This window comes from Bradyrhizobium sp. cir1 (assembly GCF_014198245.1).
Lineage (GTDB): Bacteria > Pseudomonadota > Alphaproteobacteria > Rhizobiales > Xanthobacteraceae > Bradyrhizobium.
The window spans coordinates 848352-863070 of record NZ_JACIHE010000001.1 but is presented as its reverse complement, the minus strand read 5'-3'; the positions used below and the strand labels follow the sequence as shown (position 1 = coordinate 863070).

The following is a 14719-nucleotide window of genomic DNA, read 5'->3' as shown; positions in this document are numbered from 1 at the left end:
GCTCTAGGTCGCCGCGCCGCGCCGGATTTTGCCAAATGTTAGCGGACGCAGGTCCAGGTTCGGAACCGATACGGGATGGCGGGACGAATGACGGTATTTTTTCGGATAGTGCTCGCTGCGGGCATCGCCTGTGGCGTTTTCGCGCCGGCAGGCCATATCGCCGCGGCCGATGCCAAATCCCTCAACATCGTCTTCGTGAGCCCCGGCAAGACCGGCGAGGTCTACTGGGACATGGTCGCGCAGACCATGCGGGCCGCCGGCCGCAAGCTCGATGCGCATGTCGAGGTGCTGACCAGCGAGCGCAATTACCGCACCATGCAGGAGCTGGGGCTCGGCGTGGTCGCGCGTGCCGACAAGCCCGATTTCCTGATCCTCTCGAACGAGGAATCCGCCGCCGTTCCGATCCTGGAGGCGGCCGAGGCCGCCGGGGTCAGGACGCTGCTGCTCTCGAACACGCTGATCGGCGAGGACGCAAAGCGCCTCGGGCCGCCGCGCCAGAAGCTCAAGACCTGGCTCGGCGACATCACGACCGATCTTCAGACCGCGGGCGCGCGGATGGCGAACGCGCTGATCAGCACGGCCCGCGCCGAGAAATGGCAGAGCCCGGACGGCAAGATCCACATTCTCGGCATCGGCGGCGACGAGATCACGCCGGCCTCGATCGCGCGCAATGCCGGTCTCAAGCTTGCCGCGGACGCGGCGCCCGACGTGGTGGTCGACCGGATGCTGTTCGCCAACTGGACGCAGTCCGAGGCCGAGCAGGTCACGGCGAATTATCTGGGCTGGGCCGCGCGCAAGGAGATCCGGCCCGCCGGCATATGGGCCGGGAACGATCCGATGGCGCTTGGCGCGCTCCGCGCAATCACCGAGGCCGGCCTCGTGCCCGGCCGCAACATCGAGGTCGTCGGCCTCAACTGGTCGGAGGACGCGCTGCGCGAGATCAAGGCCGGCCGTCTGCTGCTGACCGACGGCGGGCACTTCCTGCTCGGCGGCTGGTCGATCGTGCTGCTGCGCGACTACGCTGATGGCTGCGATTTCGCCGACGCATCCCCACGGGTCGAGGTCAAGACCTCCGCGATCACGCGCGACAATCTGGCTTCGGTCGGCGACCTCATCAAGACGCGCGCCTTCGACCGGATCGATTTCACGCGGTTCAGGGCGCAGGCGGGACGCTGCGGCCAATATGATTTCTCCCTCGATGCGCTCATCTCGTCCCTGGCTCGTCCGGACGGCGCCGGTGACTGATGCGCGAGGATGAGGCCATGACCGGTCCGGACAGCAACCCGCGGGCTGCGCCGCAGCGCCTGCGCTCCGTCGTCCGCGCGATGATCTGGGCCACCGTGCCGGTCCTGCTGCTGGTGCAATTGCTCGCCTCCGCCGGCGTTGAGGCCACCAATTTCTGGTCGCAGATCCGCCAGCTCGACGCCCGCATTGCCCGCACCGCCGAGAGCCGCGCCGAGCTGATCGCCGAGCCGCTCTGGAAGATGCGTTACGACCAGGTCACGGGCGTGCTCAACGAGATCCTGCACGACGAGACCATCGCGGCCGCGGCCGTCTATGACGACACCGGCGTTGCGATTGCCCGCGTGGTGGCGCGCCCCGCGGACCAGGCGGTCGCGGAGGTCTCGCGTCCGATCAACTACCGCAACGGCAACATGGCCGTGCAGGCCGGACGCATCGCGATCGCCTATTCCTATGCGACCGTGTATGCCGACACCAGCAGCCGGCTGATGCTGCTTCTCGTCGTCGGCCTGCTCGCAACGCTCGCCACCATGGTGGCGATGCGCATCTCGGCCAACATCTTCATCGGCAAGCCGCTCGCCGCGATCATGTCGGCGATCCAGCGCAGCAAGCAGGATGGCCGCGCCTATCCGGCGGATATCAGGTCGTCGAACGAATTCGGCCAGCTCGCGCAGGCCTTCAACGCCATGCAGCACACGACGTCGGGCGCGCTCGACCGGCTCGGGCACATGGCTTCGCACGACCCGCTCACGGGCCTGCCCAATCGGCGCTCGCTGTCCGAGCGCCTCGTGACCCTGAGCGGCGATGCCGGCTCGCCGGACTCGCTGATCGCCTTCTGCTTCATCGACCTCGACGATTTCAAGGGCATCAACGACACCTTCGGCCATGATGCCGGCGACAGGTTCCTGGTCCACATCTCCGAGCGGCTTCGCGAGGCGGTGGAGCCGCAGGACTGGGTCGCGCGGCTCGGCGGCGACGAATTCGTGGTGATCCGCCCCGAGGTCAGCAACGAAGCGACAGCGCAGGCCTTTGCGCGCCAGCTGCTGGATGCGATCTCGGAGCCGATCCGGCTGCACGACAAGCAGGTCGTACCGCGCGCCAGCATCGGCCTTGCCGTTCGCCGCGCCGGCGATCCTGAATTGTCGCATCTGCCGGCGCTTGCCGACATCGCGCTCTACCACGCCAAGAGCAAGGCGCCCGGCACCGTCGCAGTGCTCGACGAGGCGCTACAGCGCGACTACCGCCGCCGCAGGGATCTCGAGCTTGCCATTCCCGCAGGGTTTGCCGAGGGACAGTTCGAGGTCTGGTATCAAGGCCAGGTCGACCTCGAGAGCGCGGCTGTCGTCGGCCTCGAGGCGCTCATTCGCTGGCGCCACCCTGAACATGGCGTGATTGGTCCTGGCGAATTCCTGCCGCTGATCGAGCGCAGCGGCAACAATGCCCGGCTGACGCGCTATGTGCTGACCGACGCCTGCCGCGCGCTGCAACGTCTGGCCGCCGCCGGCAGGCCGGATATAAGGATCGCGATCAATCTGCCGCCGTCCGAGCTCGCCGACCATTCGCTCGCCGCCGAGCTGCGCGCGACCTGTGCGCGCTTCGGTGTCACGGCATCAATGCTCGAGCTCGAGATCACCGAGGGCTCGCTGATCAACAACATCGCCAGCGCCTCGGAGACGTTGCATCGTCTGCGGCGGCTGGGAGCCACGATCGCGCTCGACGATTTCGGCACCGGCTACTCTTCGCTCGCCCATCTGCGCCGGTTCCCGCTCGACAAGGTCAAAATCGACAAGGCGTTCATCAGCGAGATACCCGATAGCGCCGAAGACAAGGCGATCGTCGGCGTCATCGCATCGCTCGCCGGCACGCTGGGACTGACCCTCGTTGCCGAAGGCATCGAGCGGGCCGAGCAGGCCGAGGCCATGCGCGAGATGGGCGTGAGGTTCGGGCAGGGCTATCTCTACCACCGGCCGCAGCCGCTCGCGGCTGTGCTGCAGGGGCTCGAGGGGCGCGTCCGCGTCGATAGCCCGTCGATTGCACCGGAATTCGCCGCTTGAGCAGGCTTACGGCTGCGCCGCGTTCCAGAGCATCGAGAGCCCGGCTGCGAGCATGATCGCGTCCATCAAGAGACGAAACACGTCCGGCTTCAGGTGCAGCACGAAGCGTTTTGCAATGAAGGCGCCGGACATCAGCGAGGCACCCGCGATCAGGCCCTTGACGAACACATCGCCGGTCAGCGCGCCGAAACGTTCGAAGGTCACGGATTTCGCGAAATAGAGGCCGAGCGAGGAGGCGGCCTCGGTGGCGAGGAAGGCGCCCTTGGACAGGCCGTAGAACAGGAACAGCGGCACGCTGAGCGGGCCGGTCGAGACCACGATGCCGGTGAGATAGCCGATGACGGCGCCCCCGATGGCGAGATGCCAGAGATTGGCCTTGAGGTCATGCCGCGCCAGCCAGTGCCGCACCGGCACCATCACGATCAGGAAGGTGCCGATGGCGAGGTCCACGGCATGCGAGGGCAGGGCCAGCAGGGTGCGCGCGCCGAGCGCGGCGGCCGGGATGCCGGTCACCGAATAGGCCGCGCAGGCCCGCCAGTCGACCTCGCGCCACCAGGCCAGGATCCGTGAAAAATTTGCCATCACGGAAGCGACCGCCATGATCGGCACGGCCTCCTTCGGCCCGTAGGCATAGACCAGCACCGGCATCAGCATGATCGACGAGCCGGTGCCGACGATGCCGGAAATGGTGCCGGCGAGCAGGCCGACGGTGAGGACGAAGAGAAAGGCCAAGGGCAGGGGCTCCCGGGAATCGGATGAGTGTAGCCGGGGCAGGCGTTATGCGCGAATGCAGTTGCTGCACACCCGGTGTCGTCCCGGCGAAGGCATGCGCAGCGATCGCGCCGTGCAGCCGCCCTCGCTCCGCATGGCTGCAAACGTGCCGACGGAAGGCGTCGCCGGTTCCCGTCCTGTGCCCTGGAGAAGGCATGCGCCAAGGCATTGAATCGATTAGGCCCGGCTACTGTGCATGGGGTTGTTTTTCGAGTCTTGGCTGGGCCGACCGGGAAACCGCTCGTCTCGCGCATTCCGGTGGCGGACGCGGCCTTGCTGCTGACAGCATGTTGGCAGCAGCGGCTAGCTACGACCATCTCCTGACAAACGGGGGAGAGTGGGTCATGCCGATCGAGGCAAGCTGTCATTGCGGTGAGACGGTGTTCGAGGTGGCGGAGGCGCCTTCGGGCGTCACGCGCTGCACCTGTTCGCTCTGCGCCAAGCGCGGCGCGCTGTGGGCCTATTACACGCCGGCGCAGTTTCGACTGCTGTCGCCGGCAGATAACGTTGCGACCTATCTCTGGGGCAGCCGCACGGTCAAACATCATTTCTGCGCCAATTGCGGCTGCGGCACCTTTCGGAATCGCCGGACTGGTCGAGCGGCAAGCCCGATTTCGACAATCCCAAGGTCGCGGTGAACGCGCGCCTGTTCGATGATTTCGATCTCGACGCCGTGCCGGTGAACATGATCGACGGCAAGAATCTGTGGTGAGCATGAGGGCGCGCGCCTCTCTGCTGCGTGCCCGTCCTCTTGAGGCCATCTTGAAAAGCTGGTTTGTATCCGGCTCTAGAAAAGCGGGAGGAAACCCATGATGCGTCTTTTTGCGCGACTGGTGCTTGCAATGTGTCTGGCCGTTGCAGCCGGCTTCAATGCACAGGCGCAGACCAAGCCGAAGGTCACCTCGCTCGGACCTGACTTCCCCAAGGCGGCGCTGTTCGTCGGCAACAGCTTCTTCTACTACAACAACGGCATGCCCGGGCATCTCACCTTCATGGAGCGGGCCGCCGATGCCGCCAACAAGGCGGCCTATCGCAACACCATGGTCACGATCGGCGGCTCCGGCCTCGACTGGCACGACATGGACAATCTGCTGCGGCCGGGCGGCATCGGCACGTATTCCTTCGACGAGCAGAATGTCGTGATCTTCAACAAGCCGGGCAGGCAGTACGACGCCGTCGTGATGATGGATTGCAGCCAGTGCCCGATCCACCCGCAATTGAAGGACGCGTTCTCGAGCTTCGCGAAGAAGGACAGCGAGATCGTCCGCGGCCACGGCATGCGGCCGGTGCTGTTCATGTCCTGGGCCTATGCCGACAAGCCGGAGATGACGGAAGGACTGGCCGAGGCCTATACGCTCGCCGGCAACGCCAATGATGCGCTCGTCATTCCCGCCGGCCTCGCCTTTGCGCGCGTGCGCAAGCTTGTGCCTGAGCTCAATCTGTATGCCCCGGACAAGCGGCATCCGAGTCCGGCAGGCACGTATCTGGCAGCCTGCGTGACGTTCGCCGCGCTGCGCGGCCGCACACCGGTCGGCAATTCCTACAACATAGGGCTGGATCCCGAGACGACGCAGCTCCTGCAAAAGGCCGCGTGGGATACGGTGCAGGACTATTACGGGCGCTGATCCGGCGCGATCTCGTAGTGTGGGCAAAGGCGCACTTGCGCCGTGCCCACCATCTGTCTCCGTAAATCAATTTCGTGGGCACGCTTCGCTTTGCCCACCCTACGGCACCTCGCTCATTTCAACACCACCCAAGCCGGCGCGTGATCGCTCGCGCCATCCTCGCCGCGAACATTCTTGTCGACGCCGGCTTTCGCCAGTCGCGAGGCGAGGGCCGGGCTGAGCAACAGATGATCGAGCCGCAGCCCCGCATCGCGAGGCCAGCGGTTTCGCTTGTAGTCCCAGAACGTATAGATGCGCTTGTCCGGATGCAGCGCGCGGATCGCATCGCACCAGCCTTGTTCGACCAGCGAGGCAAAGGCCGCGCGGCTTTTCGGCTGGATCAGGGCATCCTTGTCCCATGAACGCGTCGGATAGATGTCGATCTCACGAGGCGCAACGTTGTAGTCGCCGGCGAGCACCACGGGCAGGTCCTGCTTGACGAAGGTCTTCGCGTGGCGCTTGAGGCGTCCGAACCAGTCGAGCTTGTAGTCGAACTTCGGCCCCGGCTGCGGATTGCCATTGGGCAGATAGATGCTGGTGATGATGATGCCGCGCGCGGCGGCCTCGATGTAGCGCGCCTCGTGATCGTCACGGTCACCCGGCAGGCGATCGCGCGTGAGCACCGGCTCGGCGTTGCGGGCGAGGATGGCGACGCCGTTCCAGGTTTTTTGTCCACACCACACCGCGCCGTAGCCGGCCTTTTCGATGGCCGCCGCCGGAAATTCGCCATCACTTGCCTTCAACTCCTGAAGTGCGACGACATCGGGCTTTGCCGCGCGCAGCCATGCCAACAGATTGGGCAGGCGGCGGTTGACGTTGTTGATGTTGAATGTCGCGATCTTCATGTAGAGCTACGGCTCCTGCCTTCCGTCACCGGAGAAACAATGTCCAGGTTGAGCTTTGCCGCTACTGCTTTCGTCGTCGCGTTCTCCGGGGTCACTTCGGCACAGTCAGCCGAAACGCGCGGCGCGTGCAAGGCGGACTATGACAAATTCTGCGCCGGCATCGCGCCGGGTGGCGGCATCGTCGCCTGTCTCAACGCCAAGCGCGACCAGCTCACCGCCACCTGCAAGGCGGCGCTGGACAGCAGGAAGAAGAAGTAAGCGCGGGTCTTTTAGCTCGGCAGCGGCGGCGGGCTCGCGGGCTGCTCGATCGGTGGCGGTGAGGGCGGCTGCTCCGGTGCCGTCGCCGGAGCCGGCTTTGCGAGCGGCTCGACCACGTTGCCGCCCTTGTAGACGCGGGCGTAGCGGTGGCCGAGGCTGGTCAGCACCTCGTAGCCGATGGTGCCGAAATGATGCGCGAGCTCGTCGACGGTGATGCCCTCGCCGAGCAGCGTCACCATGTGGCCGCGACGTACGGCGTTCGGCGGCAGATCGGTGATGTCGATCGCGATCAGATCCATGGAAACGCGGCCCGCGACCGGGCAGCGTTTGCCCGCGACGATCACCTCGGCGCCGCGCGTGCCGTCGTTGGAGCTGGCGGCGCGGAAATAGCCGTCGGCATAACCGACAGCGATGACCGCGAGCTTGGTCGGCCGGCGCGCGGTCCAGGTGCCGCCATAGCCGACGGTCTCGCCGCGCTCGACATTGCGGGTCTGCACGATGCGCGCCTTGAGGTCGACGACCGGCTGCATCGGATTGTCGGCCTCCGGTGTCGGGTTGACGCCGTAGAGCGCCGCGCCGGGGCGTACCAGGTCGAACTGGAACGGCGCGCCGAGGAAAATACCGGACGAGTTGGCGAGCGCCGCCGGCACGCCGGAGAATTCACTGGCGATGGCGCGGAACGCCGCGAGCTGCTTGGCATTGACGGGGCTGTTGAGCTGCTCGGCCGAGACCAGATGGCTCATGACGAGCGTGATGCCGTGATCGCCGGCGTTGATGCGGGGGATGATGGCCTGCGCTTCCGACAGCGTCAGGCCCAGCCGGTTCATGCCGGTGTCGATGTGGATTGCGGCGCCTCCGTTCCAGCCGGTGCGGCGGCAGAACACGTCCCATTCGGCGAGCTCGTTGAGATCGCCGATCACGGGTCGGCAGTTGATCTGGGCGTAGTGCTCGCCGGTGTTCTGGAAATAGCCGCCGAGCACGTAGATCGTAGGCTCCGGCACGGCCGCGCGCACCTTGCGGGCTTCCTCGATGGTGGCGACGAAGAAGGTCTTGCAGCCGGCCTTGCTCAGCGCGCGCGAGACCTGCTCGGCGCCGCAGCCATAGGCGTCGGCCTTGATCACCGCCGAACATTCTGCCGGCACCGCCGTCTTCTCGAGCTTGCGCCAGTTGGCGATGATCCCGTCGAGGTCGACGGTAAGCACGCCGCCATAAGCAGCGAGCGCGGCAGCCTGATTGGCCTCCGCGGAGAGTAGGCCGGATTGCGGGTTCATTTTCGGATCGGACGCCATTGTCATGGCGCCGTTTTACGCAAGAGGCGGGTCTGGTTCAAGGAACTCAGTAGTCGTTGCCGCTGCGAGCCGGCAGCTGACTGTCAGGCGCGAGATCGCCGAACCGTGTGACCGAGGCTTCGAACGCCAAATCGACGGTGCCGGTCGGGCCGTGGCGCTGCTTGCCGATGATGACCTCGGCTTTTCCGTGCGCAAGACTCATGTCAAGCTGCCACTTCTCGTGTTCAGGCGTGCCTGGGCGGGGCTCCTTCATCGCGAGGTAATATTCCTCGCGGTAAACGAACAGGACGACGTCGGCGTCCTGCTCGATTGATCCGGATTCACGCAAGTCGGAGAGCTGCGGCCGTTTGTCGTCGCGGGATTCGACCTGGCGTGAGAGCTGGGACAGCGCGATCACGGGAACGTTGAGCTCCTTGGCGAGCGCCTTCAGGCTGGTCGTGATCTCCGTGATTTCCTGCACGCGGCTGTCGCTGGCGCGCTTGCCCGAGCCGGAGAGCAGCTGGATGTAGTCGATCACGAGCAGGTCGAGGCCCTTCTGTCGCTTCAGTCGGCGCGCGCGCGCCATCAGTTGCGCGATCGACAGACCGCCGGTCGCGTCGACATAGAACGGCAGCGATTGCAGCTCGATCGAGACCTCCCGGATCTTGTCGAAATCGGCTTCCGATATGCCGCCGCGGCGGATGTGGGAGGAGGGAACACCGGTGCGCTCGGCCACAATACGCGTGGCGAGCTGGTCGGCCGACATTTCGCAGGAGAAGAAGCCGATCACGCCGCCATTGGCGGCCTTCGTGGTGCCGTCGGCCTGGAGTTCCGGAACGTAGGCTCGTGCGACATTGTAGGCGATGTTGGTCGCAAGCGAGGTCTTGCCCATGCCGGGACGGCCCGCGACGATGATGAGGTCGGAATGCTGCAGGCCGCCCATCTTGGTGTCGAGGTCGCGCATGCCCGTCGAGATGCCGGACAACTTTCCGTCGCGCTGGAACGCCTTTGCAGCGAGGTCGACGGCGACCGCCAACGCTTGCGAGAATTTCTGGAAGCCGCCGTCATAGCGGCCGGACTCGGCGAGTTCATAGAGACGGCGCTCGGCGTCCTCGATCTGCGCCCGGGGCGCGAAGTCGACCGGCGCGTCATAGGCGACATTGACCATGTCCTCGCCGATGCCGATGAGGTCGCGACGCAGCGCGAGATCATAGATGGTGCGGCCGTAGTCCTGGGCGTTGATGATGGTGGTCGCTTCGGCCGCGAGCCGCGCCAGATATTGCCCGATGGTCATGCCGCCGACATCGGTATCGGCCGGCAGAAACGTCTTCAGGGTGACGGGCGTGGCGATCTTGCCCATCCGGATCAGGCTGCCGGCGGTCTCGTAGATGGTCTGGTGCAGCGGCTCGAAATAATGCTTCGGCTCCAGGAAGTCGGAGACACGATAGAATGCGTCGTTGTTGACCAGGATCGCACCCAGAAGGCTCTGTTCCGCCTCGATATTATGCGGCGCGCTCCGGTAGGCGGGAGTTCCCGGCTCGGGCGCGAGTTTGAGAACGTTCGAATCAGTCAGGGCCATGGTCGGACGTGCTTAGCAATTTTCTTGGGCAGATGCGGGGCCGGGATAAAGCGCCGCCTCAAGCCAAAGCGGAAGCGAAAGCTGTCCGCTATCAACCGCTCAGTTAAAATGGTGGATGATTGGTAGCCGCAGCACGCGCCGCGCTTGACGGATTTTGGCGGAACTCGCCCGCCGCCAAAGGCGGCCGGACCCTCGCCATGGAAAAATCCTGCAACCATGAACCTTATGGATTAGCGCGCAGACCTATCGGGAGGCGCGCGAAATGACGCGCGCTGGCCGCTTTCGGCTCGGCTTCAGACCAGCAGGAGGTAGACCAGCGCAACAAGCGCCGCCCCAACGCCCGTGACGATCAGGGCGTAATCGGTGCGGAGGTCGTCCTGCACGTCGAATGAGGTTCGGGTCTCTTTGCTCATGGCGACCGTCTAAGCTGGACCCGACCAGACTTATGTGAAGCAGATCACATCTCCCCGGATTCTTTCGGGGCAGGGCCGGAACAGGCAGGCGGGCAGGGGATTGTCCCAACCCGCGACGGGAGACGAGGCAGGCGATGCGGCCAGAACGGCAGCAGCAGCAGATCTGGCGGAGCGAGGCAGGCAGCCGGCTTTGGCTGTCTGGGCTGATCGCGGCCATACAGCACGCCGAGCGCCCCGAAGTGCGCCGCCAGCCGGTCGCCCCCGAGATCCTGGCGGAACTGCGGGCGCAGCTGGCGTTAACAGCCTCTTTCCGCGCGTCCCCGATATCGACGCTGCGTCATTAGAACCTATTCACCAGCGAGCTTCAGCCTTGTCCTGGCGCCGCCTTCGATGGCCCGCAGGCGGGATTCATTGCGTGCGATGTAGTCACGGGTCATCGGCACCACGCCCTGACGCCTGGTGAGCTGGATCTGGAAGTTCATCATGGCCTGCTTGCGGAACGTCATCTCGCAGGCCGCCAGATAGAATTCCCACATCAGCGCGAAGCGCTCGTCGTAGAGCTGCACGGCCTCCTCGCGCCGGGCCATGAAGCGCTCCCGCCAGGCTTTCAGCGTCTCGGCATAATGCAGGCGCAGGATCTCGATGTCGCAGACCAAGAGGCCCGCACGCTCGATCGCCGGCAGCACCTCCGACAGCGCGGGGATGTAGCCGCCGGGGAAGATGTATTTGGCAATCCAGGGATTGGTCGAATCCGGCCCCTGCGAACGGCCGATCGAGTGCAGCAGCATGACACCGTCCTCGCTCAGGAGTTCGGCGCAGCGCTGGAAATAGGCATCGTAGAACCTCGCCCCGACATGCTCGAACATGCCGACCGACACAATGCGGTCAAACGGCCCGTCGACGTCGCGATAGTCCTGGAGCAGGAATCTGGCCGATCCGGTCAGGCCCTTTTCGGCCGCGCGCGCATTGGCGACCTGCAGCTGCTCGGTCGACAGCGTGACGCCGGTGACGTCGGCCCCCGCGATCTCGGCGAGATAGAGCCCGAGCCCGCCCCAGCCCGAGCCGATGTCGAGCACGCGCTGGCCGCGCCCGACGAGCAGCTTTGCCGCGATGTGGCGCTTCTTGGCGAGCTGCGCGTCGTCGAGCGTCGTCTCCGGCGTCTCGAAATAGGCGCAGCTGTATTGCTTGTCGGCATCGAGGAAGAGCGAATAGAGCCGTGCATCGAGATCGTAGTGATGGGCAACGTTGGCGCGGGAACGCGAGCGCGGATTGAATTGCTTGAGGTGCCGCGTCAGGTAGCGCAGGTGCCACCAGGGCTTTGCCCACTGCGGCAATAGGTCGGGTTGATCGAGCAGGATCGCGAGGGCATCAGCTATGGTGCCGCGTTCGACCACGAACTCGCCGTCCATATAGGCCTCGCCAAGCCCGAGCTCGGGATTGACGAGGATCTTCCGCTCCGCCTCAGGGGTGACGAAGCGCACTGCGACCAGCTCGCCAGAGCCGTCGCCGACAGTGAACTTCGATCCCGCCGCCGTGGTTACCGTCATCGATCCGCGGCGGATGAATTGAGACAAGAATCGACGCAACAAACGGTCCATCGACACCTTCCTCTCGAGCGAACCCGAAGAGATGCGACTAAGCCGGCCTTCACATCTGACGCCCAGGGTCCCGCTCGGGTTCCTATGCGTTTGCATCTAAATTTAGGGAGAGTGTTCCGGATCCGCTATTGCATTGTGTTCAATGCGGATATTCGAAAAGCGCTTAACCACACCTTGCGCGCCGAGCCCGCTTCCATTCGCGGCTCAATCCGCTAAAAGGTGACCCGCCGGCGCGCCGGATTGCCGCGTGCGCGGAAAATCAATGGAGATGATGGGAATGTCGAGCCGAGCGCTCAGCCTCGCGACGGTATTGCTTCTGATCGGCTTCGGCGCGACCGATGCCGTCTTTGCGCAGGCGACGAACCTCGAGGCCGGCAAGACCCCGTCCCAGCTCTTCGCCCAGACCTGCAATGCCTGCCACAAGAGCCCGCGCGGGCTACTGAAGTCCGTGGCGCCGGGCTCGCTGCCGGCCTTCCTGCGCCAGCACTACACCACGAGCCCGGACATGGCGGGCATCCTCGCCTCCTATCTCGTCTCCAACGGCGCCACCGACACCCGCTACCAGGGCAAGGACGGCAAGAAGGACGGCGCGAAGGAAGCCGCCACGGCTCCAGGCCAGGCGCCCGAACATCAGGGCCGCCGTCAGCGCTCCCAGGAGGCCGCCAAGCCGGAGGGCGAGGGCGCAACTCCGCCCGCCGAAGGGCGCCAGAAGCGCGCCGCGCGGCCCACTGAGGAGGGCGCAAAGCCCGAGGGCCAGCCGGCGCCGGAGGGACGCAAGGGCAAGCGTCGCGCCAGGCCCGGGACCGAGGACGCACCGAAGGTCGACGCGGCCGCGCCGGCCACTGAAGACAAGAAGAGCGAGCCGAAGGCGGAGTCCAGGCCCGAGACCGCGAAGGTGGACTCAGGTGAAGCCAAGTCCGAAAGCAAGCCGTCCGAGAAGCCCGCCGAGGCCAAACCTGATACCGCCAAACCTGATACCGCCAAGGTCGAGCCGCGCGGCAGCGACGCTCCGGCGCTGCGGCCCGATCCGGTGCCGCAGGTGACGCCGGCCCCGCCGGCCGCCGCAAAGCCCGCCGAGCCGACGGCGCCCAAGGCGGCGGAAGAGGCGGCTCCCAAGCAGGAGCCGGCGCCCACAACCGCTGCGGCCCCGGCGCCCGCGGAATCCTCCGGCCCGCCGGCCCCGCCGATCTCGCGGTAAGCCCCACATTTTCCGATCGACTTGCGAAGGCCGCGTCATTGCGGCCTTCGCGTCGTCTTGACCGTGATTAGAGTGGCGCTCTAGAGTAATACTCCGGGAGGCGTCGGATGACTGGGAGCGTGCGGGGCGATTTGTTGGCAGCGGGGCTCGCCGTGTTCGATCGCGTCGGCTTCGAAGGCGCGACGGTGGCGGCGATCCGCACCAAAGCGCGCGCCTCCAACGGCAGCTTCTTTCATGTGTTCGGATCGAAGAAGGAGCTTGCAGGTGCGCTGTTCCTCGATGTGCTCAGGCACTACCACGCCGCGGTGCTGGCGGCGCTCGATCCTGTTCCCGATGCCGGGCAGGGCATCGATCGCCTGATCCGGGCGCATCTCGACTGGGTCGTCACCAGCCGGCGCGAGGCGCGCTACCTCTTCGAGATCTCACGCAGCGAATGGGGCGAGGATGTTCGTGACGCCCAGCGCGCGCAGAATGCGCGGCTCGCCGAAGGCATCGAGCGCTGGCGCGCGCCGCTGGTTGCAAATGGCGAGCTCCTGCCGATGACGCCGGTGATGTTCGTCAGCCAGCTGATCGGCCCGGCGCAGATTTTTTGCCGCGCCTTTCTATCGGGGCGTGATCGCGCCGATCCACGCAGCGAAGCCGACACGCTGATTGCTTGCGCCAACCGCGCGCTGCGCCCGCCCGATCGCATCAACAAGCAATAAGGAGAGGCCTCATGCGAACCGAAGCAGATCCCGATTTTGAGCCGATCGCCGCGCGCATCCACGCCAATGTCGGCCGGCAGGGCTTTATGAACCTGGTCGGCGCCGAGCTGTCGGATCTCTCGCGTGGCACCTGCACCATCGCGGTGGATCGGCGGCCGGAGCTGTTGCAGCAGCACGGCTTCTTCCACGGCGGCGTCACCGCCTTCCTGGTCGACAATGCCACGACGATCGCGGCGGCCGCCTCGCGCGGCCAGCCGGCGCTGACGGCGGAATACAAGCTCAACCTGTTGTCGCCCGCGGTCGGTGAGAAGCTGATCTGCCGCGCCAGGGTGATCAAGCCGGGCCGCCAGGTCTCGGTGGTTGCCGCCGATGTATTCTGTGTCAGTGACGGCGTGGAGAAGCATACGGCAACCGCGCTCGCCTCGATCGCGATGCTTAGCGAGGACGTCGCCGCCAAAACGAAAAGCCCGGCCGCCTGAGGCGACCGGGCTTCGCTTCGCGTATGATGCGAGGCTTACTTCTCTTCCGCAGCCGGGGCCGGCTCGACCTCGTCGTGCTGGGCTTCCGGATCGAAGAACTCGCCGGCGGCGGCGATCGCCTCGGCGGCCGCGTCGCGGTCCTCGTTGCGGGTCGAGATGTCCTCGCCGCGGTTGATGCGTTCGGCCTCGTCCTGGCTGCGCGCAACCGTGACGGTGATCTCGACCTCGACCTCGGGGTGAACGGCAACCGTGACGGTGTGCTTGCCGATGGTCTTGATCGGTGCGTCGAGCTGCACCTGCGGGCGGTCGAGGTGGACGCCGTCGGTCTCGAACGCGGCGACGATGTCGCGCACCGTGACCGAGCCGAACAGCTGGCCGGCTTCGGAGGCCTGGCGGATCACGATGATGTTCTTGCCCTCGATCTTCTCGGCAACCTTGGACGCCTCGCCCTTGGCCTGGAGATTGCGCGCCTCGAGGTCGGCCTTCATGCCGTCATACTTGGCACGGTTGTCGGCGGTGGCGCGCAGCGCCTTGCCGCGCTTGAGCAGGAAATTGCGGGCATAGCCGTCGCGAACCTTCACGACTTCGCCCATCTGGCCGAGCTTGTTGACGCGTTCCAGCAAAATGACTTCCATATTCGTTCTCC

Annotated in this window: 13 protein-coding genes and 1 pseudogene; 8 read left to right on the top strand and 6 right to left on the bottom strand. The window is 65.7% G+C overall.

What is annotated here, in order from left to right; all coding sequences use genetic code 11:
• Positions 1 to 87 precede the first annotated feature (87 nt).
• The gene (locus tag GGD63_RS04180; protein ID WP_246785346.1) at positions 88 to 1245 is read left to right on the top strand and encodes an ABC transporter substrate-binding protein; all 1158 of its coding nucleotides are present in this window, start codon (positions 88 to 90) and stop codon (positions 1243 to 1245) included.
• A gap of 17 nt (positions 1246 to 1262) precedes the next feature.
• Positions 1263 to 3296: a bifunctional diguanylate cyclase/phosphodiesterase gene (locus GGD63_RS04175; protein WP_183239600.1), complete on the top strand. Its 2034-nt coding sequence runs from the start codon at positions 1263 to 1265 to the stop codon at positions 3294 to 3296.
• Between the two features lie 6 nt (positions 3297 to 3302).
• Here the strand turns inward: GGD63_RS04175 and GGD63_RS04170 are convergent, their stop codons facing one another.
• Positions 3303 to 4028: a sulfite exporter TauE/SafE family protein gene (locus tag GGD63_RS04170; RefSeq protein WP_183239599.1), complete on the bottom strand. Its 726-nt coding sequence runs from the start codon at positions 4026 to 4028 to the stop codon at positions 3303 to 3305.
• A gap of 383 nt (positions 4029 to 4411) precedes the next feature.
• Here GGD63_RS04170 and GGD63_RS04165 point away from each other — a divergent pair.
• A pseudogene (locus tag GGD63_RS04165) lies at positions 4412 to 4779 on the top strand (GFA family protein).
• Between the two features lie 97 nt (positions 4780 to 4876).
• Positions 4877 to 5692, top strand: a complete 816-nt coding sequence (locus GGD63_RS04160) for a hypothetical protein (RefSeq protein WP_183239598.1) — start codon at positions 4877 to 4879, stop codon at positions 5690 to 5692.
• 113 nt (positions 5693 to 5805) lie between these two features.
• Here GGD63_RS04160 and GGD63_RS04155 read toward each other — a convergent pair whose 3' ends face one another.
• Entirely contained in the window at positions 5806 to 6576 is a 771-nt protein-coding gene (locus GGD63_RS04155; protein ID WP_183239597.1) for an exodeoxyribonuclease III, read from the bottom strand.
• A 39-nt stretch (positions 6577 to 6615) separates the two neighbouring features.
• On the opposite strand from GGD63_RS04155, the gene GGD63_RS04150 reads away from it, so the two are divergent.
• Positions 6616 to 6834 carry a cysteine rich repeat-containing protein gene (locus GGD63_RS04150; protein WP_183239596.1) on the top strand — a complete coding sequence of 73 codons (219 nt, stop codon included), beginning with the start codon at positions 6616 to 6618 and terminating at the stop codon, positions 6832 to 6834.
• 11 nt (positions 6835 to 6845) lie between these two features.
• On the opposite strand, the gene alr is transcribed toward GGD63_RS04150, so the two are convergent.
• The 3 genes from alr to GGD63_RS04135 all read right to left on the bottom strand — a co-directional run bounded on the left by alr (position 6846) and on the right by GGD63_RS04135 (position 11692).
• The gene (alr, locus tag GGD63_RS04145) at positions 6846 to 8123 is read right to left on the bottom strand and encodes an alanine racemase (RefSeq protein WP_183239703.1); all 1278 of its coding nucleotides are present in this window, start codon (positions 8121 to 8123) and stop codon (positions 6846 to 6848) included.
• Between the two features lie 46 nt (positions 8124 to 8169).
• The gene (locus tag GGD63_RS04140; RefSeq protein ID WP_183239595.1) at positions 8170 to 9681 is read right to left on the bottom strand and encodes a replicative DNA helicase; all 1512 of its coding nucleotides are present in this window, start codon (positions 9679 to 9681) and stop codon (positions 8170 to 8172) included.
• Between the two features lie 760 nt (positions 9682 to 10441).
• On the bottom strand, positions 10442 to 11692 hold the full coding sequence (locus tag GGD63_RS04135) for a cyclopropane-fatty-acyl-phospholipid synthase family protein (protein ID WP_183239594.1): 1251 nt from the start codon (positions 11690 to 11692) through the stop codon (positions 10442 to 10444).
• A 277-nt stretch (positions 11693 to 11969) separates the two neighbouring features.
• Here GGD63_RS04135 and GGD63_RS04130 point away from each other — a divergent pair, with 277 nt between their 5' ends.
• The 3 genes from GGD63_RS04130 (at position 11970) to GGD63_RS04120 (ending at position 14073) form a co-directional block, all read left to right on the top strand.
• Entirely contained in the window at positions 11970 to 12890 is a 921-nt protein-coding gene (locus tag GGD63_RS04130; RefSeq protein ID WP_183239593.1) for a hypothetical protein, read from the top strand.
• A 107-nt stretch (positions 12891 to 12997) separates the two neighbouring features.
• A complete protein-coding gene (locus GGD63_RS04125; RefSeq protein ID WP_183239592.1) occupies positions 12998 to 13594 on the top strand; it encodes a TetR/AcrR family transcriptional regulator in 597 nt (198 codons plus the stop codon).
• Positions 13595 to 13605: 11 nt separating this feature from the next.
• Complete coding sequence (locus GGD63_RS04120; protein WP_183239591.1) at positions 13606 to 14073, top strand: PaaI family thioesterase; 468 nt, start codon at positions 13606 to 13608, stop codon at positions 14071 to 14073.
• Positions 14074 to 14108: 35 nt separating this feature from the next.
• On the opposite strand, the gene rplI is transcribed toward GGD63_RS04120, so the two are convergent.
• The gene (gene rplI, locus GGD63_RS04115; RefSeq protein WP_183239590.1) at positions 14109 to 14708 is read right to left on the bottom strand and encodes a 50S ribosomal protein L9; all 600 of its coding nucleotides are present in this window, start codon (positions 14706 to 14708) and stop codon (positions 14109 to 14111) included.
• Positions 14709 to 14719: the final 11 nt, after the last annotated feature.

What these genes read in the sequence shown, in the direction of transcription:
- GGD63_RS04125 (WP_183239592.1), top strand. Translation starts at nt 12,998, where the DNA reads ATGACTGGGAGCGTGCGGGGCGATTTGTTGGCAGCGGGGCTCGCCGTG.
- GGD63_RS04135 (WP_183239594.1), bottom strand. Translation starts at nt 11,692, where the DNA reads ATGGACCGTTTGTTGCGTCGATTCTTGTCTCAATTCATCCGCCGCGGA.
- GGD63_RS04155 (WP_183239597.1), bottom strand. Translation starts at nt 6,576, where the DNA reads ATGAAGATCGCGACATTCAACATCAACAACGTCAACCGCCGCCTGCCC.
- GGD63_RS04175 (WP_183239600.1), top strand. Translation starts at nt 1,263, where the DNA reads ATGACCGGTCCGGACAGCAACCCGCGGGCTGCGCCGCAGCGCCTGCGC.
- GGD63_RS04160 (WP_183239598.1), top strand. Translation starts at nt 4,877, where the DNA reads ATGATGCGTCTTTTTGCGCGACTGGTGCTTGCAATGTGTCTGGCCGTT.
- GGD63_RS04130 (WP_183239593.1), top strand. Translation starts at nt 11,970, where the DNA reads ATGTCGAGCCGAGCGCTCAGCCTCGCGACGGTATTGCTTCTGATCGGC.
- alr (WP_183239703.1), bottom strand. Translation starts at nt 8,123, where the DNA reads ATGGCGTCCGATCCGAAAATGAACCCGCAATCCGGCCTACTCTCCGCG.
- rplI (WP_183239590.1), bottom strand. Translation starts at nt 14,708, where the DNA reads ATGGAAGTCATTTTGCTGGAACGCGTCAACAAGCTCGGCCAGATGGGC.
- GGD63_RS04180 (WP_246785346.1), top strand. Translation starts at nt 88, where the DNA reads ATGACGGTATTTTTTCGGATAGTGCTCGCTGCGGGCATCGCCTGTGGC.
- GGD63_RS04140 (WP_183239595.1), bottom strand. Translation starts at nt 9,681, where the DNA reads ATGGCCCTGACTGATTCGAACGTTCTCAAACTCGCGCCCGAGCCGGGA.
- GGD63_RS04150 (WP_183239596.1), top strand. Translation starts at nt 6,616, where the DNA reads ATGTCCAGGTTGAGCTTTGCCGCTACTGCTTTCGTCGTCGCGTTCTCC.
- GGD63_RS04120 (WP_183239591.1), top strand. Translation starts at nt 13,606, where the DNA reads ATGCGAACCGAAGCAGATCCCGATTTTGAGCCGATCGCCGCGCGCATC.